Raw genomic sequence first — 26,643 nt, forward strand, 5'->3', positions numbered from 1 at the left:
GGAGTTTTTTGTCTAATATATTAATCATTAGTAATAATACTTTAAAAGTATCAATGGGGTTGAATGAGTATTGAACTCAGGCACTTACGTTATTTCATTGCGGTGGCAGAAGAGTTGCACTTCGGACGAGCTGCAGAGCGCTTGCGTATTTCTCAACCACCATTGAGTCAACAAATTCAAATTCTGGAAGAACAAATTGGGGCGCGGTTGTTTGCCCGCAATAACCGCAATGTCAGTCTGACTCAAGCTGGCGAACTGTTTTTAAAAGAAGCTTATCAAATTCTGGCGCAGGTAAATTCGGCATCTGAGAAAGCTGCGCGGCTGCATCGCGGAGAATCCGGGGAACTGACCATCGGTTTTACCTCATCCGCCCCTTTTATTAGCACAGTGTCCAAAAATTTGCGGGCTTTTCGTCAATTACATCCGCAAGTCCATATTAAAATGCGTGAAATCAATAGCAAACAGCAAATTGAACCATTATTGGACGGGCGACTTGATCTTGGCGTAATGCGCAACACTCGCTTGCCAGATGCATTGCAATACCGTCTGCTGTTACGTGAGCCCTTAGTCGCGGTGGTGCACGAAGAAAGTCCGTTAGCCGCTTTGCCCCCAGGCCGTATTAAATTTAGCGCCTTGGCTGAACAGCCTTTTGTGTTCTTTTCGCGGGAGGTTGGTACCGCACTTTACGATGAGATTCTTGCATTGTTAGCCCGCGCCGGTATCACGCCTTATATTACGCAAGAAGTCGGGGAGGCGATGACGATTGTCGGTCTGGTTTCCTCAGGTTTAGGTGTTTCTATCTTGCCCGCGTCATTTACACGGGTAAAAGTGGATGGGGTGAAATATTTACCCTTGGCGGAAGCCAGTGCCACTACCGAGGTGTGGTTGGTTAATCATAAAAATCGGCCAGTGACCGCGCCGGCAGAAGCATTGATTCGCCTGATGATGGCGGATCTTCCCGATGCGGCAGTTTAGTCTGCCGAGAGTCAATAATGGTGGCGGCTGTTTTTTTAAGCTTATTTCGTGTGAATAACCAGCACGGAGTCAAAGGGTATGGGTGATTATGTGCAGTAAATCACATAACTAATCAAATAGTTGACGCCATATGCTAAAAGCCCCAACATAGCCCATAATCTTTATTTAGAAGCGCGAAAAATACTCGGTGACAGAGAAGGAGCCGGTTTAGTGATAACGGATGGACCGCCTGGGCATATTGATCAAATCAAGCAAACCAATGCAGGGGCTGTTTATCGGCTGATTGATTTGTTCGGCCCGATATCCCGTATTGAACTGTCTAAAAGGGCGCAACTGGCCCCCGCCAGTATCACCAAGATTGTGCGGGAATTGGTTGAAGCGCATCTGGTGAAAGAGACCGAATATCAAGATGTGGGCAGCCGTGGGCGGCCAGCAATTGGTTTGGTGCTCGATACCGAGGCTTGGCACTACGTCTCTGGGCGAATCAGCCGAGGTTTTATTACTCTCGCATTGCGTGATCTCAGCAGTAAACTGGTCGTCGAAGACCAGATTCCATTACCGGATAGTCATCCAGAACCTTTACTTAACCGTATTCTCAGCGAAGTCGAACAGTTCTTTATCCGGCATCAGGAAAAACTTGAAAGGCTGACTGCCATCGCCATTACCATGCCGGGCATCATTGATGCGCCAGCAGGTATTGTGCATAAAATGCCGTTTTATGACGTCAATGAGATGCTACTTGGCCCGGCGTTAGAAGAGTTAACTGGGTTACCGGTTTATCTGCAACATGATATTTGCGCTTGGACGATGGCTGAAGCTCTGTATGGGGCTTCGCGCGGCTGCCAGAATGTTATTCAAGTCGTGATTGATCATAATGTTGGCGCTGGGGTGATTACTGCTGGCCGAGTATTACATGCGGGTAGCCGTAGTGTTATTGAAATTGGTCATACTCAAGTTGACCCTTATGGCAAACGCTGTTATTGCGGTAATCATGGTTGCCTGGAAACCGTTGCCAGTATTGAAAATATGCTGGAAATTGCTCAGCAACGATTAAATGGCTCAATGAGTTCTTTATTACATGGCTCACCACTGACCGTTGAATCTTTATGTGATGCGGCTTTAACTGGTGATCAATTAGCTAAAGATATTATTTTAGGTGTTGGCCATAGCGTCGGGCGAATTATTGCCATTATGGTCAATTTATTTAATCCAGAAAAAATTCTGGTTGGTTCACCATTAAATAAAGCGGCCTCTATTCTCCATCCCGCCATTGCATCTTGTATCCGCCAGCAAGCGCTTCTAGCTTACAGTGAGAATATTCTTGTTGAACCGACCGCATTTTTTAATCAGGGAACCATGCCCGGAGCGGCACTGGTAAAAGAAGCATTATATAATGGCTCATTGTTGGTGAAATTACTCCAAGGATAGGGCGTCACTAATAATTAAGAGTTAATTATTAGTGAGTATATAGGCCATATTCCCAGTGTTATTGGGCACTATCCGTTAAAAATATCACCCAGTTCAGCAAAACATTGCGCTAACGCAAGCTGTCTGTTGTCGGCATCGCCTAGACTTTTATCTATGTTATCAATTTCGCTAATATTAGGCGGAAAGACTTGAGTCGACGTGGCCAGATTGCGGAGTATTGTTATGTTAACGCGTGTTTTTGTGACGGGTACCGACACAGCTGTTGGTAAAACCGTAGTGTCACGGGCCTTACTTCAGGCCTTAAGCCAAAATGGCAGAACAGCTGTGGGCTATAAGCCGGTAGCGACAGAGAGTCAAGAAACTCCGGATGGATTGCGTAACCAGGATGCACTGATTTTACAAGCTTCATCTTCAATTGAAGTGGATTATCAGGAAGTTAACCCATACCCACTGGCTGGGGATGTTATCCATGCTTGTTCGGGCACCCTCATTAACTACAACAAAATGACGGAAGGATTGCGGCAATTAGCCACCAAAGCCGACACTGTTGTCGTCGAAGGTTGTGGCGGCTGGAAAGTGATGATGAATGATCAGCGCTTTTATTCTGATTGGGTGGTGCAAGAGCAGTTACCGGTTATTTTAGTCGTCGGAATTAAATTAGGCTGTATTAATCATGCTTTATTAACAGCTCAAGCTATTATCAATGATGGCTTACCCTTATTAGGGTGGGTTGCTAACCGTATTAATCCCGGACTTGCCCATTATGCTGAAACAATCGCAATGTTACGCGAGCGTTTACCTGCACCACAATTAGGGCAATTACCTTATCTGCCGCACCCAGAACAAAAGCCTCTGGCCAAGTATTTAGATCTAACCGCAATGGTTAAGTGATATATTTATATCCGCCATATTTCAAGTTATATGTGCGTTGGCCGCCTTTCTGCGACTCGAATTATTTAGGGGCTATGACGGTTACTTGTTGATAGTGTTATAAGTGAAATAGTGTTATTGGTAAAATTAATAATCGTCTCTAATTGACGTCTTTATCGACGCATTTTAGCGTGAATGATAGACAGAAATAGGGCGTAACCAACGGGCTATTGTTGTCGAGATAACACAGGATAATAGTAGCCCTGGAAGCAGGGTGTATTCACCGGTCATTTCACACACCATCAGCGCGGCCATGATAGGCGCGTGCGTGGTGGCAGCCAGCAATGTCGCCATTCCTGTTAATGCCATTAATAGCGCAATATTGTCGCCAAACATATTGCCACCAAACCATGGCCACCAGGCAAACATTTGCCCACATAACATACCTAGCGCCGCACCAACAAACAGAGTGGGGGTAAATACCCCGCCGGGAGCCCCCGAGCCGCTACTGGCCAATACCGCCAATAACTTACAAATTAGTATGCCGCCAATTAATAAAATCCCCGGAGGCGTGGTTAATAATGATTGCACCACACTGTAACCATTGCCCCAGACTTCCGGGAAAATTAGCGATAATAACCCTACAATTATCCCGCCCAGTGCTAATTGTAGTGGCGGTGATAAATTCAACGACCGAAAAGCATGTCCGCTGGCGGTCATCGCTTTGAGAAATAGAGGCCCACAAAAACCGGCTAATAATCCTAATAGTGCCATTAGGAGATACTGTATCGGCCAGGGGGATGGCAGTGCTTGTACTTGATACAGTGTTTCCTGACCGCCGTGTAACAAATTGCTGGTGAGCAATGCACTGACGGCCGCAATAACCACTGGCCCGAGAGAAGCCAGCATTAGAGTACCGAACAGAATCTCTGCAATAAATAAGCTACCAGCCAGTGGTGCATGATAGGCGCTGGCCATACCGGCGGCGGCACCACAAGCAACCCATAATTTCCATTCTTTGGGTTTGGCATAGCGCTGTGCGAAAACAGAAGCAAACAATGCCGCCAAAAGCACCATCGCACCTTCACGGCCAATAGCACTGCCGCTAGAAACCACCAATAATGAGGCCAGAGACTTGATTAAACTGGCGGAAACATCTAATCGACCATCTCCAATTTCAATGGCTTCCATATAATCGGTAGGGGCACTGGGCTTTTGATGTCGATAACGCTGATAGACCCATAATAATGATCCTGCGGCCAGCCCACCTAGAGCCGGTGTTACTGCACGCCGCCAGCCATTAATAGAAGAAGCCGCCGCGACCAGGCTGCCATCCGTCCGAGCAAATAATACCCACTCAAGACCCAACATTGCCTGATGAAATAACCAAACAATCACCGCAGACATGATGCCCAGCATGATGGCAATTATCAGTCGGCGCAGCATTGCGCGGTAGTAATACCAATGAGCGGGCCGTTTCATAGCAAAAAACTGACTGACATATCGCGGTTGGCCCCATATTTTTATCATAAAGAGGTAGGTATACAGATAGATTGTTACTGGTCATCACGCTAATGACCAGTAAATTTTAGGGTAGGGCCAAATTAATAATATCCTACGCCAATACTGCTTTTTGTATAGATGACTCCCGAAGTAATATTTTCTTGATACTGCTCAGTAAAATTCCACATTAATATAAATAATAAGTATATATTGGTGTTTTCAAACGCAGCTTTATTCTCAGGGAAGGACAAGTACCATGAAGGAAACTATAAGCGTTCGCAGCCAGATATTATGGTTGCTGTTGTTATCACTCTATCCGGTTGCATCAGCGGCGCTTCTTTACTTTATCATCCCGAAAAATACAGGATATGGTGGCTTGGGTTATGACATGTTGGCAGTCTTTTATTTCATATGCTGCTTAATCGTCAATATTATTTTTATCTGCCAGACATCAAAGAAACGACCACACCTGAATAAAGAATCCTGGATATATATGTTTCCTGTCCTGTCCCCCGTGTTATGTGGGTTCTGGCTGGTTCCGGTTTGATGAAGAGTTGATAAGCATAAACGGAAAGGGCGCACCGAAAAGTGCACCCTAAAATCAAAACGTTATTCGCCGTCAGTGATACGGGTATAAACAATCTTCTGGGTATCATTTTCACAATGCCCAACAACTTGTCCACCCGCTTGTTGTACCTGATCGTTAGGAACGATATCCAATTTAAAACCAGATTCAGGCACGCCATTACTGATAATCTTTTGCGTGATATCGGCTTTGACACTTTCACAAGATGCCAAAGCAGCCAATGGTGCTAAAGATAATAACAATACGCTGATAATAAACGTTTTTTTCATCATAAAATCCTTATGTGGATGAATAGCTTGCCTAACCTAAGGATAGCCTTGGTTCACATAACCTCAAGTTAATCTGAGCCAATCTCGTCTATTAGGGATTAATCTTACGACCGGACAAACGATCCAGACAGCGTTGGGTGTTAGGTTCCCAATAAGCATTGAGATTTTCGCTGCTTTCGCAATTATCTTTCGCATCTTCAGCACGGTCGTCTTTATCGAAATTCTTTTCTACCCGGTTATTCACTTTGTTACGCAGGCGCTGGGTTTCATCCCATTGTTGTTGGCTTTGGCGTGCTTGTTCTTTTGACATTGGGTCATTGTTCCCGCCAACGGAAACACAGGTGCTACCTTGAGTACAAGTGGCCGATTGCGCCAACGCAGGCGTTTGCCACATCAGCGGTAAAGCCAACACGGCTAAGGGGAGGAAAACGCGCATCAGGCGTGGCAGGCTACTTATGTTCATCGTCTTAAGTCCTTTATGAGTCGGTGATATTAATTCATCAGGCCATTATCAGCAGATAAAAAATTATACCATCGCTCGCAGCATATAGACTAGTCAGTGATAAGCTTGTTGATAATAGGTATACCCGTCATGCTTCAAGCTACATGCGCGGTGAAGCTCAGCGGGGTTCCCTCATTTGCCGCTTTCCTGCAACTCGCATTATTTAGGGCTACTATTAATTCCCACAACTGTTTTGACGTAACTCATTGTCAACATTAAAAGAGATCTAAATGTGATAAAAACTACGTTACTGTTTTTTGTAACCGCATTGGCTGAGATTATTGGTTGTTTCTTACCTTATTTGTGGTTACGAAAAGGCGGAACTATTTGGCTATTATTGCCAGCGGCAGCCAGTTTGGCCTTATTCGTTTGGCTATTAACCCTGCATCCCACGGCCAGTGGGCGAGTCTATGCCGCATACGGCGGCGTTTATGTCGCGACAGCATTAATTTGGCTACGTGTTGTTGATGGTGTGAAGCTCTCAGTATTCGATTGGGTCGGCGCGGCAGTAGCGCTGGCGGGCATGCTAATTATTGTTGCTGGCTGGCGGGTAAATTAAGAGTGGGGCGGTCAACGCCCCAAACACGATATTATCTATCGATATTACTTATCGGCTAACCTTCGCGGTGAATACTTAATCCAGCAAAAGATTGGCTCACCGGCATCATTTCCAGTGTGTTGATATTCACGCGAGCAGGTAATGTGGCCACCCAATATACCGCTTCAGCAACATCTTCAGGTATCAATGGATTGGCCCCATCGTAGGTTTTATTGACTTTATCCCCGTCGCCTTTAAAACGAACTGCCGAGAATTCAGTGCCACCGACCATTCCTGGCTCAATATCCGTTACGCGGATATGGGTGCCATGCAGATCGGCGCGCAGCCCCAGACTAAACTGCTTAACAAAAGCTTTGGTCGCACCATACACATTGCCGCCGGCATAAGGCCAGTTAGCCGCGGTAGAACCGATATTAATAATATGCCCCATATCGCGCGCCACCATTGCAGGAAGCAAAGCTCGGGTCATATTCACCAAACCTTTGGTATTGGTGTCAATCATTGTGTCCCAATCTTCAACATTGGCTTTGTGAGCGGGTTCCAGCCCCAATGCCAAACCGGCATTATTCACCAGCACATCAATGTTTTTCAGCTCTGTCGGGAGTTCATCAATAACATGTTGAATAGCCGCGCGATTACGGACATCTAACCGCACAATATGCAGCGGTTCACCTAATTCGGCCTTTAATTCTTCCAACCGCTCCTGACGCCGCCCCGTTGCAATAACCTGATGACCGTGACTGATAAACTTGCGAGTGATAGCTTCACCAAACCCGGAGGTCGCGCCTGTGACGAAAACGATCATGTGCATTCCTTATTTTTCGGTGCCAATAATATAATTGATATGATTAACATACTCTTAAGTACAGCAGGACGCTATTGCCGTATCGCATGGCTGTCTTCATTTCAGTTTGGACGGCCTCTTACGCACTTCATCACCCGCATCACGGCTAAGTGTTAATATATCCACAATTGATAGTAATGCGACTACACCAATAACCACAAATGCTATCTGGAAATTTTCCAACGGGGATAGCCACTGCATTCAATAACCCATTGATCAGCAAGGTAGAGCGGAAACGGAATCGATATAAGATAGCGGAGGTAAAAGGCTTCATGGCCAAGTTACCAGCAAAAACAGCTAAAAGGCCCAGTGGGAGCGAAGCTACAAAATGCGACATTTGTCTTAGTTGGAGCTAACTGTAGTGACGTAACGAACCATGCCCTGGAGCAGTTGTGCAAACCGATGTGATTCATAATTACCGTCACTTGGCACCATCCAAATGCTACTGAACTCCAGTTGGATCGTTGGTACGCCATGTGCTGCGCCGAACTTTGTAATCGTTTCGTTTTTGGAGGCGGCAAAATAGTTGTTTGAGTAATTGGAAATACCCTCATTTCGTAATGAGGTTATGAGCTTAGTCACCAGTTCGTCTTTACCCAGCAGCGATTTTCCATTCATGGTTCCAATATCGACATCATATGGTCGGAAAGGATGGCTGCCATGGATATCAATAATGAGTTTCGGCTTTTGTGCTTTTATTAATTCGGCCAGCCTCACTTTATAATCATTATTATCGTAATAGTTGGGGTCTGAAGGAGAGGCTTTTGTTGTATAGATCACCGTCGAATCCGTCAGTTTTCCCAACATAACTGCCAGAGCTGCCGTACCCCCTCCGTCAGAGAAACGATATTTCCCATCCCGAAACGGTTGGGTAGCATGTGGAGCGCTGATGATAATGGGCCCCCGACCTAAGATAACGTTAAACCATTTCTCCCCATGTTTCGGTTCAACATCCTGATTTTTATCTGCATCCTTCTGGTAGGTAATTGCTTCTTTGATATGTTCTGGAGTGAGCAATGCCTTTTCGAAATGACTAGCTCCCTGGTTCAATGAGCATGCAGATACTGAAAGAATAAATAGTGCAACAATAGTTAATTTAATGTTGATTGATTTAATCATATGTTATCTTTTGTGTGGGTATTGGCTATTTGGCCCAGTGGGAGCGAAGCATACAAAATGCGATATTTGTCTGTAGTGGTCAACTAAGTTCGAGTGGTGGCAGTAGCTCCCAGGGAGGTAACAGCGGGGCCAATTCTCAAGACCCTAACTATCAAACCTCAAATTAGATTCCACAGGGTTTAAAAAGATCCGATTTACGTGACGGCGTCACTAAAATAAAACCCATTATTTCTGCTAGTGACTTGTATGATGATGGGATACAGACATATGGTTGACCGAAGTCAATTAAAGAGAGTAAAGGTGGGATAGGGCGTACTAAGTGAATGCTTATAGGCTAATACTTAGTGCCCCCCTCGATCAGTGCTTCAGTGCTTATTTATTGATCTGCTTACCCTGTTCATCAACAACCCGTTCACCATCTTCTTTGGTAAACGCAGCGCGTTGCACATCAGTCAAAATATCCAGAACCCTCTCAGAAGGTCGGCATAAACGAGTACCCAGAGGGGTAACAACAATTGGCCGGTTAATCAGAATAGGGTGCTGCAACATGAAATTAATCAATTGTTCGTCGCTAAAGGCATCTTCTGCCAAGCCCAATTGTTCATAAGGTTCGACATTCTTGCGCAACAACGCCCGAACCCTGATGCCCATATCTGTAATCAACTTCATCAACTCTTCACGGGTTGGCGGTGTTTCCAGATACAGTATAACTTTAGGTTCAGTGCCACTGTTGCGAATCAATGCCAACGTGTTACGGGACGTCCCACATGCGGGATTATGATAAATAATGACATTGCTCATCGGGATGATCTCTTGTCGAGGCTCCAGTACATTATTGCGCCTGGAGCTATGTGTTAAACAATAGCTAATGTACGACGGATAACCGCAAGGCTAATGCCATCAGTGTGACAAACAGCACAGGGACGGTCATTACAATGCCGACCCGGAAGTAATATCCCCAGGTAATCGTCATATTCTTCTGCGACAAAACATGCAGCCATAGCAACGTCGCCAGACTGCCAATTGGAGTAATCTTAGGCCCCAAGTCGCTACCTATTACGTTGGCATAAATCATCGCTTCTTTGATAACACCCGTGGCTGCGCTGCCATCAATCGACAAGGCCCCGACCAGAACGGTCGGCATATTGTTCATAACGGAAGAGAGGAAAGCCGCCAGGAACCCTGTTCCTAAAGTTGATATCAACAATCCCTGTTCAGCCAGTTGATTTAGCAGGGCAGAAAGGTAGTGAGTCAGTCCTGCATTGCGTAAACCGTAAACCACCAGGTACATACCCAGTGAGAAAATCACAATCTGCCAGGGCGCACCACGCAGTACTTTGCCGGTATTTATGGCATGGCCTTTCTTCGCGACAGCAAGCAAAATCAGTGCGCCAACGGCGGCGACCAAACTGACTGGTATACCGAGTGGTTCGAGGCCAAAGAAACCGACTAACAACAAGACCAGCACCAGCCAGCCGGTTTTAAAGGTACTGACATCTCGGATAGCTTTTTTCGGTTCTTTTAACAGGGAAACATCGTAAACAGCGGGAATGTCTTTGCGGAAAAACAGGTGCAACATGACTAGCGTTGTAGCGATGGCGGCGAGGTTAACAGGCACCATGACTGCGGCATACTCAGTGAAGCCGATGTTAAAGTAATCAGCCGAGACGATATTCACCAGATTCGAGACAATCAGCGGCAGACTGGCCGTATCTGCAATAAATCCCGCAGCCATGACAAAAGCTAAAGTGGCCCCCTGATTGAAACCCAGCGCCAGCAGCATCGCAATAACAATCGGGGTCAGGATAAGAGCTGCACCATCATTGGCAAACAATGCCGCGACCATCGCACCCAGCAAAATAATCCAGGTAAAGAGCAATCGGCCACGGCCGTTGCCCCAGCGGGCAACATGCAATGCAGCCCATTCAAAGAAACCGGACTCATCCAACAGCAGACTGATGATAATCACGGCGATAAAAGTGGCGGTCGCATTCCAGACAATCTGCCAGACTACTGGGATATCGTCCAGGTGAACGACACCGGTCAGTAATGCCAGACCAGCGCCCAACATTGCGCTCCAGCCAATCCCGAGTCCTCTGGGTTGCCAGATAACCAGAACGAGAGTGAGCAAAAAAATTGCACCAGCCAGTAACATCATGAACTCCATTCATATCTAATTAGATGCATATATACTCTCAATTTCAGCATGAGGACGAAGACGCGCCACTGAGTTTATTTCGTATTTTTTCTCGCTCGCAATTCCACGCTGAATCAATAATGATCGCAGCCCATGCAGGCATTTGGGGCGACAGCCGGTAATGCACCCATTTTCCTTCACGGCGATCGACGACCAACTCAGACTCACGTAACAGAGCCATATGACGGGAAATCTTGGGCTGAGACTCTGTTGTTGCTGTACAGATGTCACAGACACACATCTCGCCGGACTCCCTGAGGAGCATCACGATAGTCGAGCGGGTTTCATCAGCGAGTAGTTTAAAAAGCTGAACAGGCTGTAGCATGTTTAACCTCAAGGAAAGACAATAATACATATGATATTTCATATATGAATTGTTTTAAAGCATAGTTTATAAAACGGAGATTTTTTATAACAAACTGACGGACTATGGAGTTTCCAGAGTTATCCGTTGGAAGAAAGATCAAGATAAAGATAAAGACTCAAGCAATGGGGAAAAACCGGCGTTATCGCATCAGCCCAAATCATGACCACAAAACCCCAGATTCTGCCTATCCTCATCTTGGTGCGCATAATGTATATTATGTTAAATTGAATATTTATGTGCGCTAAGGGTTTCTTCTAGCCCCACCTGTAATTCATTCAGCCGAGTCATGTTTCTGTTAACCATAATTCTTTAGCTATATACTTCAGCCAGAATAACAAAAGCTACAAATTAAAACCCCTTCCCTCATTCTTGTCCGATGACGCTACGTGAAATCTGTATAACTGACAGCATGATTGCCCGTCAGATTTTGCTAAACGACAGACACAAAAAGTCCGCGCTTATTCGTGCCGGTTGTTTACATCAGATAATGCAGGTTTCTGTGAATGTCGCTCTGCTGCTCTGGTGATTCTCATCAGCACCTTACCGGGGGCAACATCTGGCGATAACATCCTCATAAGAGATTTTGAGTTGCGACCTACGTCGGCAGAAATTGCCGGACAACCCTATGTGACCCTAATTAGTATCATTATTATTGAACTGCATCTAGCAAAATCATTCCACTTATAAATATACGAGTTAAGCTTCATAATGAATTGGTAATTTACTTATTAAAAATAACTACTATTGCAAAGAATACTTAGGCAGGTAAATTAATTTATAAAAGGATTAATAAATTGAACCATCTTGATGTGGCAAGTTTTCAGGAGTAAGATTTAAACGGTTAGAGTCAATCGTCGAGTTTTTATTTTAGTAAAGAAAAAATCGAGAGGCTGAGTTAATCATGGATGAAAAAAATAAGCCACTGAATGCCAATAAATTAATTGTAGAATCCCTAAATTCATTGCCACTGATTTCTATTATGGAATACAGTAATGAACCTTGGGTTATAAGAGACTGCGAATCCCGCTATGTGTATGTAAATCAAGCTGGTCTGGACTTTTTAAGTTTACCCGCTGACTTTGATATTGAGGGAAGATTAGATAACGAATGCCCTGCGGATTGGGCAGAATTTGCTGAGCAATATCAAGCCAATGACAGAAAAGCGGAAAAAAGTGGAAAGCGAGTAGCCATTATTTCAACCAATTATTATGGGCGAGACAAAATATTAGAACCCTATTATTTACCCAGGTTTCCTATTTACAATAAAGTTGGTGAATGTATAGGAACATTAACAAATGCCAGTAAATTAAATTTTATTTCTCTTTCCCAATATATAGGCCGCCGTACCCCCTCAGTATTGACACTGACCCCGCCCACTGACCTTTTCAGCGAGAAAGAACTTGAGATAATTTTTTTCATATTGCAGCCAATGACGTCTAAAATGGTTGCTAAAAGGCTGTCTTTATCGCATAGGACAATAGAAAATAAATTAAGACTGATATATGAAAAGTCCGGTGTTAGATCCATAAATATGTTTAGAGAATATTGTGGTCACTTAGGTTTAGATTTATATATCCCACCTAAGTTTGTAAAACCTTGCGTTCAGGGTTAACCCCATACTCCAATAAATAATATCAAGTAAGAAGAGCAGAACTTACATAGCGGTATTGGAAAATAGCCGCTCCCTGCCCTTTTACTCCGCCATATTTTGCCACGAATGCGGTTATCGCTCATCGCATGATTTTACTTTAGACCCATTATCAAGCTGCCTAATCGCTGGGGTAAGGCCGGTTGCGACGGTGGCTATCACCACAGCAACTGCGGAAGCCAATAAAACAGCGGAATTACCGTAATGCATACTCAGTGGGCCTGCCGCAAGTTCCCCAATGGGGATCGCCACGAATGACCCCATAGCATCATAGGCATAAACACGAGCGAGTTTATTGGGGGGAATATGCGTTTGTAGCGCATTCGCCCAAACTACACCGAATTGACCAAAACCAATCCCAGCAATAAAAAATCCTGTCATCAGAATGAATGTTGAAGAAACCATACTGAGGAGAATAATCGGGATAGCGCAAAACGAAACCAGAATCACACCAATAAACAAGTCGCGTCGAGGACGCCAGCGCAGAGCAATAAATGAGCCGATAATCAGGCCAACACTTTCTGCTGCCACTATCATGCCCCAACTTGCCCGACCAAATGAATTATCGGCAATGATCGGGCCAAGGATCATCACGACACCGCTGAAAGCGGCATTAATAACCGTGAACTGAGCGACAATAGACCACACCCACGCACGAGCAATAAATTCTTTCCACCCATCGCGCAGATCCTGCAAGATGTTGGTGTTCGATGCTAAAGATGGTGCTGAGTTGGTTCGAACAAAAAAATAGAGTGGTGCGGAGGCAGCAAATCCTAAAGCATCAACAGCTAAACCCCATCCTGGCCCAACAGCACTGGTCAGAATGCCGCCTAATGAAGCTCCAATCACTGTTCCTGCATAGATACCCACTTGAATAAAAGCATTGGCCGCCCTGAGGTTATAGGCGGGTACAGTTTGTGGAACCATAGCCGAAGAAGCAGGTAGCGCGATACCCGCCGCTGCGCCATTAATAGTTCCAAGTACAGCCAACCCCATGATGGTTGCTGTTCCATCAAGCACTAACCAGGCAACAACGCCTTGGGATAAGGCGGCAATGGTGGATGAAGAGAGCAACACCATGCTGCGGGAATAGCGATCGGCGAGCACCCCACCAATCAATAAGAAAGCCACATTGAAAATAGAGCGCGCTGCAACCACCAAACCTAAGTCGGTGGCGGAACCGCCAATATCCAGCACAGCAAAAGCCAAGGCGATAGGCGCAATACCATTGCCTAATACCGTGAGAAGTCGGGCGAAAAATAAGTTTCTAAACGGCGCATAGTGAAATACATGGCGGGAAGATGAGCCTGCGGTATTGGCATTCACTCATTTTTCTCCGCGCTGATGTCGCTATTTTCTCGATTTTTGAAGGGGTTTTTAGTCGCCGCGCTAGCAGGTTCTTGTGGTTTATTCATTTTGGCAACTTGTTGTGGCGGTGCATGGTCGTTAACGTGTCAATGGATCTTACGTTTTTTAAAACGCTATTTCAATATTTTGCGGTGCGGCCACCCTATTCTACTTTTAATCAGGTTGATTTGATTAACTCCAAATTAGCTCATTTTAACTTTTTGAATTTAAACAATAATAACCCAACGATCGCGCTACGCGAATTCTGTATTTTTTGCAGTACCGTAATGATGCAGAATCCACGTAGTCGTGTTGAGAAATTGTCTCTCCCTACCCTGTAGATTCACTTTGATTTTGCCGTCGACGCGTTGAATGTGATTTATAGCACATGCCCGCTTAACTATCTTACTATCCGGACGGGATCACTCCTCATTCATCTGGAACAATGCGAAGCCGTTGTTTAATATGTAGGTATCCTGTCTACGCTATCAGCAAATTATATATTTATGAAAAAACTTATTAAACGGCTGGAGATCATTAAAAGCGGTATTGAGCTTGAAGATGACGACATTATTCGGCATCAACTCCCTTATCTTAAAAGTGAGACTCAGGATGCTGTGCTTGTTTTTATCGTCATGGCGATTGAACAGGGAAAATTCATCCATGCTCTGGAAGCTATTTCAGCATGGTTGGGCAGTAAGCAAGGTGTCACGCAGTGGCAAGATATCGAATTATCAGCTTGCAAACTTGAGCTGAAAGCGCTGGAGGAACAGTTAAGCGATTTGATTGATAAACGCAATGAACGTATTCAGTTGCTAGATGATTTTAATGACCTTTACCTGGTGCGCCTCGGCCCATTAATGAAGCAAATCCTCAATTTACGCAAACAGTTGGCGGAAAGTACCTTGCGTAAAGCCGAGGCGGAAGCCCGTCGCAGAGAGCGCGATTATCGCAACTGCCAACAGTATATTTCTCAAGCTATAGATGAGCTTGCTTCGCTAAAACAGCGCTGGCTGTCACTCTCCACCATCTCGAATGAAACTATTGAGATTCGAAACCGGATTCAGCAACAAGCTGAGTTGATTACCGCATTGCTGGCGGAGATCAAAGGATTGGAAAACAGTTTTTGCACCCGCAATACTGAGTCAACACGCAAAGCCCGTGAAGAAGCCAAAGAGAAATACGAAAGTTATCAGGAAAAACAAACCGATGCCGAGCAGCGGCTCAATAACGATAAGAAACTCTCTTCTGAACAACGTCAGGAACTCAAGCGGTTATGGCGGCAAGCTAGCCGGCTGTGCCATCCAGATTTAGTGGCAGATGAGTTTAAAGAGAAAGCCCATCAACTGATGGTTCAGCTTAATCAAGCTCGCCAAAAAGGGGATTTTCCGACAATTCATGCTTTGCTGGAGAGTTTAAAGCAAGGGCTTGAGCCACTGATGGCCAGTGACCTTATTGATGACCTTGAACGGCTTCGCCGAAAAATTAATGATGTCAGGAAGCAGATTGACGTGATATTGCACGAGCTGAACACTCTTGAGGAAGAAGAATCATGGCGACTGGCCACTTCTTTACCCGATAAAGATAAATGGTTCAGAGAGCAAGAGAATGTATTATCCACGACGCTTAATCTTCTTGAAAGACAGGTTAAAGAAGCATCAAAAGTGCGGTATGAAGCCGGATATTGAAGAGTAAAAGCCCGCGCTACACGGGCTTTTCAAGAAGAATGGCGTCAGCTATTAACTCAATATCGACTATTGGCTCAATAACTGTTTCACATCCAGTAAGATAAATTCGTTATCGTCCGCCTCATTAGGTTGCCGGCTGGAGGAGAATGGGAAATTGTTATCGTTACCGACAATGATATGGTCGGCATCCACCACATCAACGTTTTCAATGGTAAAGAACGGGAATGTCAGCACGCCGTCATTTAGCGGTTTACGCGCCAGGTTCTGCGGGTCTTTAATATTTAGCAAATCAATATAGGATATTTTTTCTACCGGTTTGCCGACGTTATCATCAGAGAATGCGATTTTGTAGACACGTTTGAACTTGGCTATCTGGCTAAAACATTTGTCTGTCGCCGCCCCAGCAGCACAGGCTTTATCCGCCGTGCCTTCGCCGTTGTCGCGTTCAATAACCAATCCATGGTTCGTATCAATCATATTGAAGTCACCAATGGCATTCTGGTTATCTTCCAGAACATATTGCCAACTGCGCCCTGTCCATGCTTGATTTTTAACATCAAATTCCAGCACTCGCAGGTAACGTTTACCATCAATGTTTTCAAATTGCTCACCATCCCACAGCGCCCCTTCTAACATTGGATACAGTTTGCTGCCATCCGGTGACACCGCCATTCCTTCAAATCCTTTGGAGCGCGCCACCTGAAAATTCTGCTTACCATCAGGAGCTCCTGGCAACGTAAGCGTTGGATTATCCGGCGATTTTACAACCTTGCCATCAACCTGAGTCTCAAAGACTGCCAGCACTTTACCATTCAAATCGGCTTTAATCAGGTAGGGGCCAAACTCATCCCCCACCCATAGTGCGTCATCAGCAAACTGGAAGCTTTCGGGGTCAAAATCGCTGCCGGTCAGATAGCGTTTTTCAGTGCTTTCATTGGTGATATGGAAAGGTACTTTTTTATCTGGATCGTGCAGAAACACAGTTTGCAGCGGTGTTACGCTGCCATTTTTAAAATCAATATTATAGTGATTGAGATACAACATGGCGTCCGGCGAGTTGGCTTTGCTACCAAATCCATTATCGGTCAGCACCCAATATGTGCCATCCGGCATGTGTTTGATACCCGAATGCCCTTGCAATGGCTGCCCAGAGATCGGCAAGCCAATACCTGTTGGACGATCGGCGGATTTGCCGGCTACGGCCCCCAAGGTACTCACGCGTTGGCCACTGGTGTATTTACCACTTTGCTGTAAATCAGTCGGCGCATCCGCAGGAGTCGCCACCGTCGATTTCACCGGCAGAATAGCATGCCCGGCGAGGACTGCGGGTACCTCGACAGCCTGCGCCCATAAAGAGGTACTGAACGCGATGCTACTGGCCAGCAGTGCCAAGCGGAATTTGCTCATATGCATGTTAAGTCCCCTAATTGTTTTTATTGCCCAAAGGTAAAAAGCAATTTCACTATAGGGAGCGGGAATGACAGAAATATTATCCCTGTTATTCTTTATGATTGAGGCATAATCACTATGAGTATTATTAATTTCGTATTCATTCGCAAAAAGGTCATCCATGATGAAAGATAACGAATATCAGCCACCGAAAGTCTGGACAGAAAACAACGCCAGCGGCGGTGTGTGGTCGAAAATCAACCGCCCAACGGCGGGTGCCAGATATGAAGCTAGCCTACCTATTGGTAAACACCCATTGCAGCTGTATTCCATGGGGACGCCGAATGGTCAGAAGGTCACCATTCTGCTGGAGGAGTTGTTGGCTTTGGGCGAAAAAGGTGCGGAATATGATGCTCATCTGATTCGTATCGGCGAGGGTGACCAGTTCTCAAGTGGTTTTGTTGCCGTCAATCCAAATTCAAAGATCCCAGCCTTGATGGACCATTCAACCACCCCGCCGATCAGGGTATTTGAATCTGGTGCTATTTTGCTTTATTTAGCAGATAAATTCGGCCATTTCCTGCCAAAATCTCCTGCGGCAAGAACCGAAGCGCTCAATTGGCTATTTTGGTTACAGGGCGCTGCCCCCTATTTAGGCGGCGGTTTCGGTCATTTTTATCACTATGCACCGGTAAAAATCGAATACGCCATCGACCGTTTCACCATGGAAGCCAAACGTCAGCTCGATTTGCTCAATACACAGCTCGCGACTCATGAATATATCGCCGGTGATGAGTATTCTATTGCGGATATTGCTATCTGGCCGTGGTATGGCAATTTGGTGTTGGGTTTGCAATATGAGGCGGGTGAATTCCTAGATGTGAAATCCTATCCCCACCTAATACGTTGGACTGAAACTATTGCCAAGCGCCCTGCGGTACAGCGCGGCCGTATCGTCAATAAAACCTGGGGTGCAGCAGAAGAACAGTTAGCTGAACGTCATGATGCTTCCGATTTTGACCACTTATAACTGACTTTTCTTAATCAATAACATCGCCCTAACGCCCTATTCTCACCGGGTTTTAGGGCGGTTATTTAGCCAGAACGTTTGATGCCCAGCCGCTTGGCAAGACGGTGCAGGTTGCCGGTATCAAGCTCAAGAGCGCGAGCACAAGCCGACCAATTCATCCCCTTTTCTTTTAGCACCTTAGTTATTAATTGCCGCTGAAAATCACGGGTGGCAGATTGTAAATTTTGCGGGGCTATATTTTTATCATCGCTAAATATCTCGTGTGAAATACTCGGCGCTGCTGACGCGACAATATTAAATAAGTCAGGATATAAAAAGTATGACTCTGCCGGATGTTGTGAGGCGCGAGCTAATACCGCCGCGCGGTAAATAGCATGTTCCAGCTCACGGACATTCCCCGGCCAACGGTAATTTTCAAGCATAGCCAATGTCGCTGGCGGAATACCTAATTGCTTGATGGCTAACTTCTTTCTTATTCGCTCAACAAAAAATCCCGCCAGTAGAATGATATCCCCTTTTCTTTCTCTCAGTGGCGGAACATGTAACGGGAATACACTGAGGCGGTGGAACAAATCAACGCGAAAACGCCCTTCGATGACAGCTTGTTTCAGGTCACAGTTAGTGGCTGCAATAATACGCACATTGACCCGCTTGGTGCTGTCATCACCCACTCTTTGTAAGTCACCATATTGGATAACACGCAGCAATTTGGCCTGAAGCACCAAAGAAAGTTCGCCAATTTCGTCCAGAAAAAGGGTTCCATTATCAGCAATTTCAAATTTGCCGGTTCTGTCATGTATCGCACCGGTAAAAGCGCCCTTAACATGACCAAACAATTCACTCTCGGCCACATTTTCCGGTAATGCCGCGCAGTTTAAATAGATAAGCGCGTTGGTCGCTCTGGGGGATAAATGGTGAATTGCCTTGGCAACCAGTTCTTTCCCTACCCCGGTTTCGCCGGTGATCAACACATTCAATTCTGATCCGGCAACGACTTCGATTTCATGCTTAAGTTGCAGTATCAACGGCGAAAGGCCAATCATCTCATCTTCTGAATGTTGAACTATCTGCTTGTGGATATTTAAAGAGCTGACTGTGGGCACAGCTTGTTTTTCTAAAACATCCACTAACAGCGCATTATTCAGTGCTGAGGAGGCCAATACTCCAATCAGTTTCAGCTCTTCATCACTAAATCTGTCAAATTGAGCAGGATTCATACTATCGAAAGTCAACGCACCGATAAGTTCTTGATCAGCAAATAAAGGTAAACCAATGCAGGCATGAACTTTAAGTTCATCATGGCCAGGGATCAAGCCGTCGTAAGGGTCAGGAAGGTGGCTGTCCGTGGGGAAACGCACCACATTACCGGCGCGAGCAATAGCTTCTAGCCGAGGATGAGATGACAGCGAAAAACGTCTTCCCAACACATCGGGTGATAGGCCATCAATCGCTAGTGGGCGAAACAATTGATGTTCATAACGCAACAGCGCCGAAGCATCACATTGTAATAATTGCCTTAAGCTGCTGATTAATTTTTGAAAACGATCCTGCCCAGATAAACCGCTTTGTAGCTCAATGGCTATTTGAGCGAGCGATTGAATGGATAAACTCATGTATTGTCATTCCGACACTGTATTAGTCTTTATGACAATAATCCGATAGTGTCCAAATGACAAACGTTAAATTTTAAATCAATAAAATCAATTGGATAAACACTGGCACGCTCTTTGCTATTTATAGTGAGGTTCTTCATTCACTTTAGTAAGGAACGGTTCATGGCCATTCAGGTTAAAAATAATATTAAATGGGTTGGGCAGCGTGATTGGGAAGTGCGTGATTTTCATGGTACCGAATATAAAACCCTTAAAGGCACGAGCTACAACAGCTATTTGATCCGCGAAGGAAAAAACGTGCTGATTGATACCGTCGACCAGAAATTTGGCCGCGATTTTGTGGCTAACTTAGAGCGGGAAATCGATCTGCATGCGCTTGATTACATTATTATTAACCATGCAGAAGAAGACCACGCCGGTGCATTAACCGAGTTAATGGCGCGTATCCCCCACATTCCGATTTATTGCACCACAAATGCTATCGATTCTATTAATGGGCATCATCATCATCCTGAATGGAATTTCATCACGGTCAAAACGGGTGACACACTGGATATCGGTAATGGTAAACAACTGATTTTTGTTGAAACACCTATGTTGCACTGGCCTGACAGCATGATGACTTACATCACTGGCGATGCAGTGCTGTTTAGTAATGATGCTTTTGGCCAGCACTATTGTGACGAGCATTTGTTCAATGATGAAGTGGACCAAATTGAACTGTATGAGCAATGCGCCCGCTATTATGCCAATATTTTGACGCCTTTCAGCCGGTTAGTCACACCCAAGATCAATGAAATCCTTGGCTTCAACCTGCCGGTATCCATGATTGCCACCTCTCATGGTGTGGTGTGGCGGGATAATCCCACCCAAATTGTCGCCAAATACCTGGAGTGGGCAGCTGATTATCAAGAAGACCGTATCACCATTTTCTATGACACCATGTCAAACAATACCCGGATGATGGCCGACGCTATTGCTCAGGGGATTCATGAAACCGACCCCGCTGTTGCTGTGAAAATCTACAATATTGCTCGCCATGATAAGAATGAAATACTGACACAGGTATTCCGCTCTAAAGGTGTGTTAGTCGGCTCCTCAACCATGAACAATGTGATGATGCCCAAAATTGCCGGCATGCTTGAAGAACTGGCCGGACTGCGATTCCGTAATAAAAAAGCGGCGGCTTTTGGCAGTTTTGGTTGGACGGGCGGCGCGGTTGACCGGATTCAAACTCGCCTGATGGATGCCGGATTTGATATTTCGCTCTCACTAAAAATGAAATGGCGACCGGACAATGATGGGTTGGACGAATGCCGCGAACATGGGCGCAAGATTGCCCGCGAATGGGCCTTACATCCGTTGAATAACAGCACATTGCTTGATGTCGAAACTCCATCCATTAATACGGGAAGTCGTTCCATTAATACAGAAAGTACATCTGTTGCACCTCTGGATCTGGGTATTTCAATGCAATGCAGTGTGTGCCAGTGGATATATGACCCCGCACTGGGTGAGCCGCTTCAAGATGTTAAACCGGGAACCTGCTGGGATGATGTGCCGGATTTCTTCCTCTGCCCAGAATGTGGGTTGGGCAAATCTGTTTTTGATCCACTCTAAAGGAGGCGGCCATGGTAGAGAATATTGTGATTGTCGGTTCAGGGTTTGCTGCTCGCCAGGTGGTAAAAAACATCCGCAAACTCGACTCACAGATAGCAATCAATATGATCGCCGCTGATAGTGGCGTTGATTATAACAAACCGGATTTGAGTCATGTCTTTAGTCATCAGCAAAGTGCTGACGACCTGACTCGCATGTCCGCTGAACAATTTGCGCAAGAGAATAACCTGACCTTGCACACCGAGACTCGAGTCACTGCCATTCAGCGACAGGAAAAGCAAATTTTATGTGGCCATCAGGTATTTCAATATCACAAGCTGGTATTGGCAACCGGGGCTACGGCAATGCTGCCACCAATCGCGGGTAATGAGTTGATATGCACATTTAACAGCCAAAATGAGTACCGATTGCATCAAGAGTTACTCCAAAAAGCCCGCCGTATCTTGGTATTAGGCGGCGGTTTAATCGGCGCGGAGCTGGCGATGGACTTACACCGCGCGGGTAAACGCGTCATTTTGGTGGATAAAGCCCACAGTTTGCTGGCCTCGGTCTTGCCAGTGGAAATTAGCAGCCGCTTGCAGCATAGCTTCAGTCAGATGGGCATTACCCTCGCCTTTAATAATCAGCTGAACAGCATTGAAAAAGTGGCGGATGGATTACGCGTCGTACTCCATTCCGGCCATAGCTATAGTGTTGATGCTGTTATTGCGGCAATGGGATTACAGCCGGAAACCGCTGTCGCGGCGGCGGCCGGGCTTGATATAGGACGTGGTATCAAGGTTAACCAACAGTTGCAAACCACGGATCCTAATATCTTTGCTATTGGCGATTGTGCTGAGATTGATGGGAAAGTGATGCCTTTTTTGCAGCCCATATTGATGGGTGCCATGACTCTGGCGAAAAATCTATTAGGCGGCGCACATTGCCTTACGCTGCCAGCGATGCTGGTTAAAGTCAAAACACCAGATTTGCCGTTATATTTCGCGGGTGAAACCCACCGACGTGACCTTAACTGGGAAATAAATCTCACGCCACAAGGAATAACTGCGCGCGCAACAGACAGCCAGCATCAGTTACGCGCTTTTGTGGTCAGTGAAGAGCAGACCCAACACGCATTTTCACTGCTACGTGAGTTAAGTCTTTAACCTTTAGGATGCTAACCCCCCACCGCCTGCGTAGGGGGTTTTTCCGGCAATTTTCATCACTTCAGCGCCCAACGTCACAAAGGGGGCGCGCCTGCTGGCATAGATAATCCCGCCCGCTTTGGCCCGCACCGCTTTAACTGTATCCGTTATTGGGTCAATGATTTCAGCGACCACTTCATCCTTAGCCACCCATTCACCCGGCTGACGCAATAACAACAGCAAACCACTGGCTGGGGCATTAACTATCTCTCCCGCAGAAAACGGCAGCATTACCACCTCACGCTGTGGAATTTCAGGCTGTTCGCCGACAATCGCACCACGATGTTGTAAATATTGATAAATACGTTCGGCATCAGCACTGGCCAGCGAGTGACTGACATCTTGCTGTCCGCGCAATTCAACAGTCACCGCCATACAAGCTGGAGCCAGGTCAGGATAATGTGCCGTCAAGCGGTGCCACGGCAAGCCGCAGGCCTCATCAAAAGAACCGCCGCCGCTGTCTTGTGAAAGTAACACAGTGTCGATATGCAAAAAACGCGCGAGAATACCCACTGATTCTCGCCAAGCCGGATCTGCGTACAGATGCAAAATAGCATGGTCGTCGCAGTGCAAGTCCAGCACCAGATCGGCATCGCAGGCCAGCATCAGCAAGTGTTGGCGCAAGGCATCCACTTCACTCCGTGCCGGTAAATCTTGCAATGCCGCTACCATGGCACGGCGAATTGGTTGCCACAAATTCTCTTTTTCGCTTAATACGCCCGCGCCCAATTGCTGATGGACTAACTGAGCCAGATTGGGAAAATCACGATTAAAATTGCGGCCACTGACCAAATCAAAGCGGCCTATTCCACTGTTTAGCAGTACTTGCGCCATACCAACCGGGTTAGCGATTGGCACAATAATTATTTCACTCTGAATTTCTCCGCGCCGTTCCGCCTGACTCAGTAATCTTTTAAGATAATGTAATACCAACATTCCGGGCAGTTCATCGGCATGTAGGCCAGCCTGTAAGTAGATTTTCTCGCCCACACCCGGCTGGCCGAAATGAAAACTGGTTAATTGACGCTGCCCACTCAGGGCATGTTCAGGTAACTTATGGTTATTGATTTTCATTGGACGTCCTATCTGTGGAAAAGAAACCCCGGCTTGACCGAATTGACAAAAAAATCCTTGAAATCCTCAGCCAGGATGGCCGTATCTCTTATCAGAAGCTATCCGAGCAGGTCAATTTGACCGCCCGCCCCTGTCTGGAGCGGGTTCGGCTGCTCGAGCGCGCCGGTATTATCCGTGGCTACAGCGCGATTATTGAGCTGCCAGAACCTGAGCATGCCTTTGTTATCCAAGCACAAATTGCCTTGGCCGACCACGGACACTCACAGGCGGCTTTCGAGCAAGAAGTGCGTAAAACGCCCGAAGTGCTGGATTGCTGGTTGGTCGGCGGTAGCTTTGATTTTTTGGTGCGCATTGGGTGCCGCAACATGGAGCATTACCGACTATTGGCCGACACTTGGCTAACCAGCAAAAAATTCCGCGTCGATAAAATCGTCACCATCACTGAGTTACAAGCTATCAAACGCGCTTAACACGGTTAAAAATGCTTAAAGCTGGTTTGCCCGCCGGACTCAATCATGGCGGGCAAAGGCTAGCCAGCGCCGTTCCGCGCGCGAAAACAAGAAAATCAAGATAAAGGTACACAGCAAATAAAGCGCCGCCGCCATTAAAAACGGAATAAATGGCGAATAAGTGGTGGCATAGAAAGCCCGTGCCACGCCAGTGATATCGAGCAAGGTGACGGTGCTGGCCAGAGAGGTGGCATGCAGCAAGAACACCATTTCGTTATTCAACGCCGGAATACCACGGCGTAATGTCGCCGGTAACACTAATCGGCGAATGATTTGCCACTGACTCATACCGAACGCTTCGCCAGCCACCCACTCCTGACGTGGAAAAGTCACCATCATGCCGGCCAATAATTCCGCGACATAAGCACTGGTATTGAGCACCAAGGCCAGTGTGGCGCAGAAAGTGGCATCCCGAAATAGCAGCCAGAAAGGTTGGTCGTCCTGCCAACCCAACTGCACAATATCAAACTGCGACAGACCATAGTAGATAAGCATGAGTTGCAGATAGAGCGGCGTGCTACGAAAGAAATAAGTCACACTGCGGATAAGCCAAGCCAGCGGGCGTGGGCCAAATGCTTGCCCGACCGCCATCACTAGCGCCAGTAATAAGCCAGGAAACACCGAGAGTAAAAACAGTTTGGCCGTCATCGCCAGACCCGTGGTATCAGAGCCGTCGCTGTAGAGAAATGTCGGGACTGCTTCCAATATGGTTTGCAGATTCATCAGCGCGCCCTCGCCGCAGTTGAAGTCGACAGCGCATAACGCCGCGCCAACAGACTAAAGCCCCAACTGGACAACGCAGTAATGGCCATGTAAATCATCGCCACCAGGAAGTAAAACAGGAAAGGTTTTTGTGTCGCGCGCCCTGCCTGCTCGGCCAGCCACACCATATCTTCCAATCCCAGAATGGATATCAAGGCCGAAGCTTTCATCAGACCGAGCCAGTTATTATTGATGCCGGGAATGGCAAAACTGAGCATTTGCGGCAGCATAATGCGCCGGAACACCTGACTGGGGCGCATGCCGTAAGCCATTGCGGCTTCCAACTGACCACGATCGACTGTTTGAAAAGCACCACGGAAGGTTTCCGTGTAATACGCACCAAAGACAATGCCTATGGCCAGTACACCGGAAATAAAAGTATTGAAGCGAACCGGCCCCAAGCCCAACAGGCCGAGAAAACCATTCACCAGCATTTCGCCACCAAAAAATAGCAGCAGCATAATCACCAGTTCAGGAATGCCGCGCACTAAGGTGGTGTAACCTGTTGATATCCAACGTAACCAGCGCGGGCCAAACAGCTTGATAACCGCATTGATCAGGCCGAGTGTGAGTGCGACAGCCAGTGATAGCAGCATCACGCACAGTGATAACCCCGCCCCTTGTGCCAGTAACGGCAAATAGTCTGTGACCATTATTGACCTCCCGAGGCTAACCAACGGCAACCGGGCATGGGTGCCATTGCCCGGTGCTCGTCACAGTTATGGCAAAAAATCACTCGCCGTAAATATCGAAACTAAAATACTTTTTCTGAATGGCATCATAGGTGCCATCAGCACGAATCGCCTTTATGGCCCCATTAAGGGCATCGCGCAAAGCCGGATTATCTTTACCGACGGCGATGCCGACATCAGAAGAGATAGTTTCGTCTTGAATGACTGGCCCAGCAAAAGCAAATTTTTGCCCGCGCGGGGTGTCGATAAAACTACTGGCGGCCTGAATATTATCTTGCAACGAGGCGTTGATGCGCCCTGACAGCAGATCGAGATAGACATTGTCCTGATTGGCGTAAGAGACAATTTTGACCCCTTGCCCGCCCCAATGTTTTTTCGCGTAAGTTTCATGGATAGACCCGGTCTGAACCCCGACGGTTTTTCCTTTGAGGCTGGCAACATCCGGTGATAATGGGCTGCCTTTGCGCGCGACTAATTGCGCGGCACTGCGGTAATAGCGGTCAGTGAAATCGACTTCTTTTTTGCGCTCATCGGTAATACTGAGCGATGCAATAATGGCATCAAACTTGCGCGCATTCAGGGCCGCAATCATACTTTCAAAGGGCTGTTTGACGAAAACACACTTGGCATGCAGGTTGTCACACAAAGCATTCGCGATATCAATATCAAAACCGGTGATCTCGCCACTGGGGGCCAGAACATCAAAAGGTGGATATCCGCCGTCCACACCAAAACTGATAGTTTCTATTGTTTGAGCCGCCACGGGCGCGGAAAGTATCAAACCAGTCAATAATGCAGCTAATGTTTTTTTCATCATTAAAGTCCCGTTTAGGTAAGCCATAGAAGCGGTAAGTCATAGCAACAGCAA

The 26,643-nt window shown here is 46.4% G+C and carries 26 protein-coding genes and 1 pseudogene; 11 read left to right on the plus strand and 16 right to left on the minus strand.

Annotated features, from left to right (window positions below; all coding sequences use genetic code 11):
- Positions 1 to 63: 63 nt before the first annotated feature.
- From OP863_RS10005 to bioD, 3 genes are all read left to right on the plus strand, one after another.
- Positions 64 to 975, plus strand: a complete 912-nt coding sequence (locus tag OP863_RS10005; RefSeq protein WP_145589821.1) for a LysR family transcriptional regulator — start codon at positions 64 to 66, stop codon at positions 973 to 975.
- 210 nt (positions 976 to 1,185) lie between these two features.
- Entirely contained in the window at positions 1,186 to 2,403 is a 1,218-nt protein-coding gene (gene mlc / locus OP863_RS10010; protein WP_038632921.1) for an ROK family transcriptional regulator Mlc, read from the plus strand.
- Positions 2,404 to 2,625: 222 nt separating this feature from the next.
- Positions 2,626 to 3,294: a dethiobiotin synthase gene (bioD, locus tag OP863_RS10015; RefSeq protein WP_042562369.1), complete on the plus strand. Its 669-nt coding sequence runs from the start codon at positions 2,626 to 2,628 to the stop codon at positions 3,292 to 3,294.
- A gap of 165 nt (positions 3,295 to 3,459) precedes the next feature.
- Here bioD and clcB read toward each other — a convergent pair whose 3' ends face one another.
- Positions 3,460 to 4,755 (minus strand): voltage-gated ClC-type chloride channel ClcB, encoded by a 1,296-nt coding sequence (gene clcB / locus OP863_RS10020; RefSeq protein WP_042562370.1) that lies wholly within the window; start codon positions 4,753 to 4,755, stop codon positions 3,460 to 3,462.
- A 277-nt stretch (positions 4,756 to 5,032) separates the two neighbouring features.
- On the opposite strand from clcB, the gene OP863_RS10025 reads away from it, so the two are divergent.
- Positions 5,033 to 5,323, plus strand: coding sequence for a hypothetical protein (locus tag OP863_RS10025; RefSeq protein ID WP_265526211.1), 291 nt, complete (start codon positions 5,033 to 5,035; stop codon positions 5,321 to 5,323).
- A gap of 62 nt (positions 5,324 to 5,385) precedes the next feature.
- On the opposite strand, the gene OP863_RS10030 is transcribed toward OP863_RS10025, so the two are convergent.
- Together OP863_RS10030 and OP863_RS10035 are read right to left on the minus strand one after the other, a co-directional pair.
- Positions 5,386 to 5,631 (minus strand): DUF1161 domain-containing protein, encoded by a 246-nt coding sequence (locus tag OP863_RS10030; RefSeq protein ID WP_042562371.1) that lies wholly within the window; start codon positions 5,629 to 5,631, stop codon positions 5,386 to 5,388.
- A gap of 91 nt (positions 5,632 to 5,722) precedes the next feature.
- Positions 5,723 to 6,094 (minus strand): DUF1283 family protein, encoded by a 372-nt coding sequence (locus tag OP863_RS10035; RefSeq protein WP_145591806.1) that lies wholly within the window; start codon positions 6,092 to 6,094, stop codon positions 5,723 to 5,725.
- Positions 6,095 to 6,365: 271 nt separating this feature from the next.
- On the opposite strand from OP863_RS10035, the gene OP863_RS10040 reads away from it, so the two are divergent.
- Positions 6,366 to 6,692, plus strand: coding sequence for a YnfA family protein (locus OP863_RS10040; protein ID WP_145589819.1), 327 nt, complete (start codon positions 6,366 to 6,368; stop codon positions 6,690 to 6,692).
- Positions 6,693 to 6,747: 55 nt separating this feature from the next.
- Here OP863_RS10040 and ydfG read toward each other — a convergent pair whose 3' ends face one another.
- The 6 genes and pseudogenes from ydfG to OP863_RS10070 form a co-directional block, all read right to left on the minus strand.
- A complete protein-coding gene (gene ydfG, locus OP863_RS10045; RefSeq protein WP_038632915.1) occupies positions 6,748 to 7,497 on the minus strand; it encodes a bifunctional NADP-dependent 3-hydroxy acid dehydrogenase/3-hydroxypropionate dehydrogenase YdfG in 750 nt (249 codons plus the stop codon).
- Positions 7,498 to 7,593: 96 nt separating this feature from the next.
- Positions 7,594 to 7,855: pseudogene (locus OP863_RS10050) on the minus strand (MFS transporter); the annotation flags it as partial.
- Positions 7,856 to 7,878: 23 nt separating this feature from the next.
- On the minus strand, positions 7,879 to 8,655 hold the full coding sequence (locus OP863_RS10055) for a hypothetical protein (protein WP_265526212.1): 777 nt from the start codon (positions 8,653 to 8,655) through the stop codon (positions 7,879 to 7,881).
- Between the two features lie 372 nt (positions 8,656 to 9,027).
- Positions 9,028 to 9,456, minus strand: coding sequence for a glutaredoxin-dependent arsenate reductase (arsC, locus tag OP863_RS10060; protein WP_038632897.1), 429 nt, complete (start codon positions 9,454 to 9,456; stop codon positions 9,028 to 9,030).
- Positions 9,457 to 9,520: 64 nt separating this feature from the next.
- On the minus strand, positions 9,521 to 10,810 hold the full coding sequence (locus tag OP863_RS10065; protein WP_265526257.1) for an arsenic transporter: 1,290 nt from the start codon (positions 10,808 to 10,810) through the stop codon (positions 9,521 to 9,523).
- Positions 10,811 to 10,856: 46 nt separating this feature from the next.
- Positions 10,857 to 11,177: a metalloregulator ArsR/SmtB family transcription factor gene (locus OP863_RS10070; protein ID WP_145589816.1), complete on the minus strand. Its 321-nt coding sequence runs from the start codon at positions 11,175 to 11,177 to the stop codon at positions 10,857 to 10,859.
- Between the two features lie 943 nt (positions 11,178 to 12,120).
- On the opposite strand from OP863_RS10070, the gene OP863_RS10075 reads away from it, so the two are divergent.
- On the plus strand, positions 12,121 to 12,831 hold the full coding sequence (locus tag OP863_RS10075) for a helix-turn-helix transcriptional regulator (RefSeq protein WP_038632886.1): 711 nt from the start codon (positions 12,121 to 12,123) through the stop codon (positions 12,829 to 12,831).
- 111 nt (positions 12,832 to 12,942) lie between these two features.
- On the opposite strand, the gene OP863_RS10080 is transcribed toward OP863_RS10075, so the two are convergent.
- Positions 12,943 to 14,193, minus strand: coding sequence for an MFS transporter (locus OP863_RS10080; protein ID WP_038632884.1), 1,251 nt, complete (start codon positions 14,191 to 14,193; stop codon positions 12,943 to 12,945).
- A gap of 527 nt (positions 14,194 to 14,720) precedes the next feature.
- Here OP863_RS10080 and OP863_RS10085 point away from each other — a divergent pair.
- Positions 14,721 to 15,902: a DNA repair protein gene (locus OP863_RS10085; RefSeq protein WP_038632878.1), complete on the plus strand. Its 1,182-nt coding sequence runs from the start codon at positions 14,721 to 14,723 to the stop codon at positions 15,900 to 15,902.
- 66 nt (positions 15,903 to 15,968) lie between these two features.
- Here OP863_RS10085 and OP863_RS10090 read toward each other — a convergent pair whose 3' ends face one another.
- Positions 15,969 to 17,315, minus strand: a complete 1,347-nt coding sequence (locus OP863_RS10090; protein ID WP_145591295.1) for an esterase-like activity of phytase family protein — start codon at positions 17,313 to 17,315, stop codon at positions 15,969 to 15,971.
- Between the two features lie 160 nt (positions 17,316 to 17,475).
- On the opposite strand from OP863_RS10090, the gene yghU reads away from it, so the two are divergent.
- The gene (gene yghU, locus OP863_RS10095; RefSeq protein ID WP_038632864.1) at positions 17,476 to 18,321 is read left to right on the plus strand and encodes a glutathione-dependent disulfide-bond oxidoreductase; all 846 of its coding nucleotides are present in this window, start codon (positions 17,476 to 17,478) and stop codon (positions 18,319 to 18,321) included.
- A gap of 65 nt (positions 18,322 to 18,386) precedes the next feature.
- Here yghU and norR read toward each other — a convergent pair whose 3' ends face one another.
- The gene (norR, locus tag OP863_RS10100) at positions 18,387 to 19,934 is read right to left on the minus strand and encodes a nitric oxide reductase transcriptional regulator NorR (protein ID WP_038632861.1); all 1,548 of its coding nucleotides are present in this window, start codon (positions 19,932 to 19,934) and stop codon (positions 18,387 to 18,389) included.
- A 162-nt stretch (positions 19,935 to 20,096) separates the two neighbouring features.
- Here norR and norV point away from each other — a divergent pair, with 162 nt between their 5' ends.
- Together norV and norW are read left to right on the plus strand one after the other, a co-directional pair.
- Positions 20,097 to 21,554, plus strand: coding sequence for an anaerobic nitric oxide reductase flavorubredoxin (gene norV, locus OP863_RS10105; protein WP_265526214.1), 1,458 nt, complete (start codon positions 20,097 to 20,099; stop codon positions 21,552 to 21,554).
- A gap of 11 nt (positions 21,555 to 21,565) precedes the next feature.
- Positions 21,566 to 22,699, plus strand: coding sequence for an NADH:flavorubredoxin reductase NorW (gene norW, locus OP863_RS10110; protein ID WP_265526215.1), 1,134 nt, complete (start codon positions 21,566 to 21,568; stop codon positions 22,697 to 22,699).
- Positions 22,700 to 22,702: 3 nt separating this feature from the next.
- Here norW and OP863_RS10115 read toward each other — a convergent pair whose 3' ends face one another.
- Positions 22,703 to 23,812 carry a succinylglutamate desuccinylase/aspartoacylase family protein gene (locus tag OP863_RS10115; protein WP_265526216.1) on the minus strand — a complete coding sequence of 370 codons (1,110 nt, stop codon included), beginning with the start codon at positions 23,810 to 23,812 and terminating at the stop codon, positions 22,703 to 22,705.
- 14 nt (positions 23,813 to 23,826) lie between these two features.
- Between OP863_RS10115 and OP863_RS10120 the strand changes: the two genes are divergently transcribed.
- The gene (locus OP863_RS10120; protein WP_005165550.1) at positions 23,827 to 24,282 is read left to right on the plus strand and encodes an Lrp/AsnC family transcriptional regulator; all 456 of its coding nucleotides are present in this window, start codon (positions 23,827 to 23,829) and stop codon (positions 24,280 to 24,282) included.
- Between the two features lie 39 nt (positions 24,283 to 24,321).
- Here OP863_RS10120 and OP863_RS10125 read toward each other — a convergent pair whose 3' ends face one another.
- The 3 genes from OP863_RS10125 to OP863_RS10135 all read right to left on the minus strand — a co-directional run bounded on the left by OP863_RS10125 (position 24,322) and on the right by OP863_RS10135 (position 26,589).
- Positions 24,322 to 25,044: an ABC transporter permease gene (locus OP863_RS10125; protein WP_038632848.1), complete on the minus strand. Its 723-nt coding sequence runs from the start codon at positions 25,042 to 25,044 to the stop codon at positions 24,322 to 24,324.
- Complete coding sequence (locus OP863_RS10130; RefSeq protein ID WP_145588979.1) at positions 25,044 to 25,736, minus strand: ABC transporter permease; 693 nt, start codon at positions 25,734 to 25,736, stop codon at positions 25,044 to 25,046. Before OP863_RS10130 ends, OP863_RS10125 begins: the two co-directional genes overlap by 1 nt.
- A gap of 79 nt (positions 25,737 to 25,815) precedes the next feature.
- Positions 25,816 to 26,589: an ABC transporter substrate-binding protein gene (locus tag OP863_RS10135; protein ID WP_038639507.1), complete on the minus strand. Its 774-nt coding sequence runs from the start codon at positions 26,587 to 26,589 to the stop codon at positions 25,816 to 25,818.
- Positions 26,590 to 26,643 lie beyond the last annotated feature (54 nt).

The organism is Yersinia sp. SCPM-O-B-9106 (C-191), from assembly GCF_026183365.1.
Classification (GTDB): domain Bacteria; phylum Pseudomonadota; class Gammaproteobacteria; order Enterobacterales; family Enterobacteriaceae; genus Yersinia; species Yersinia rochesterensis.

Excerpts from the sequence above, each read along its gene's own strand:
- yghU (WP_038632864.1), top strand. The coding sequence starts at position 17,476 with ATGAAAGATAACGAATATCAGCCACCGAAAGTCTGGACAGAAAACAAC.
- OP863_RS10125 (WP_038632848.1), bottom strand. The coding sequence starts at position 25,044 with ATGAATCTGCAAACCATATTGGAAGCAGTCCCGACATTTCTCTACAGC.
- ydfG (WP_038632915.1), bottom strand. The coding sequence starts at position 7,497 with ATGATCGTTTTCGTCACAGGCGCGACCTCCGGGTTTGGTGAAGCTATC.
- OP863_RS10025 (WP_265526211.1), top strand. The coding sequence starts at position 5,033 with ATGAAGGAAACTATAAGCGTTCGCAGCCAGATATTATGGTTGCTGTTG.
- OP863_RS10130 (WP_145588979.1), bottom strand. The coding sequence starts at position 25,736 with ATGGTCACAGACTATTTGCCGTTACTGGCACAAGGGGCGGGGTTATCA.
- norR (WP_038632861.1), bottom strand. The coding sequence starts at position 19,934 with ATGAGTTTATCCATTCAATCGCTCGCTCAAATAGCCATTGAGCTACAA.
- OP863_RS10030 (WP_042562371.1), bottom strand. The coding sequence starts at position 5,631 with ATGAAAAAAACGTTTATTATCAGCGTATTGTTATTATCTTTAGCACCA.
- OP863_RS10075 (WP_038632886.1), top strand. The coding sequence starts at position 12,121 with ATGGATGAAAAAAATAAGCCACTGAATGCCAATAAATTAATTGTAGAA.
- OP863_RS10090 (WP_145591295.1), bottom strand. The coding sequence starts at position 17,315 with ATGCATATGAGCAAATTCCGCTTGGCACTGCTGGCCAGTAGCATCGCG.
- norW (WP_265526215.1), top strand. The coding sequence starts at position 21,566 with ATGGTAGAGAATATTGTGATTGTCGGTTCAGGGTTTGCTGCTCGCCAG.
- clcB (WP_042562370.1), bottom strand. The coding sequence starts at position 4,755 with ATGAAACGGCCCGCTCATTGGTATTACTACCGCGCAATGCTGCGCCGA.
- OP863_RS10055 (WP_265526212.1), bottom strand. The coding sequence starts at position 8,655 with ATGATTAAATCAATCAACATTAAATTAACTATTGTTGCACTATTTATT.
- OP863_RS10005 (WP_145589821.1), top strand. The coding sequence starts at position 64 with ATGAGTATTGAACTCAGGCACTTACGTTATTTCATTGCGGTGGCAGAA.
- bioD (WP_042562369.1), top strand. The coding sequence starts at position 2,626 with ATGTTAACGCGTGTTTTTGTGACGGGTACCGACACAGCTGTTGGTAAA.
- arsC (WP_038632897.1), bottom strand. The coding sequence starts at position 9,456 with ATGAGCAATGTCATTATTTATCATAATCCCGCATGTGGGACGTCCCGT.
- OP863_RS10035 (WP_145591806.1), bottom strand. The coding sequence starts at position 6,094 with ATGAACATAAGTAGCCTGCCACGCCTGATGCGCGTTTTCCTCCCCTTA.
- OP863_RS10085 (WP_038632878.1), top strand. The coding sequence starts at position 14,721 with ATGAAAAAACTTATTAAACGGCTGGAGATCATTAAAAGCGGTATTGAG.
- OP863_RS10135 (WP_038639507.1), bottom strand. The coding sequence starts at position 26,589 with ATGAAAAAAACATTAGCTGCATTATTGACTGGTTTGATACTTTCCGCG.
- OP863_RS10070 (WP_145589816.1), bottom strand. The coding sequence starts at position 11,177 with ATGCTACAGCCTGTTCAGCTTTTTAAACTACTCGCTGATGAAACCCGC.
- OP863_RS10065 (WP_265526257.1), bottom strand. The coding sequence starts at position 10,810 with ATGTTACTGGCTGGTGCAATTTTTTTGCTCACTCTCGTTCTGGTTATC.
- norV (WP_265526214.1), top strand. The coding sequence starts at position 20,097 with ATGGCCATTCAGGTTAAAAATAATATTAAATGGGTTGGGCAGCGTGAT.
- OP863_RS10115 (WP_265526216.1), bottom strand. The coding sequence starts at position 23,812 with ATGAAAATCAATAACCATAAGTTACCTGAACATGCCCTGAGTGGGCAG.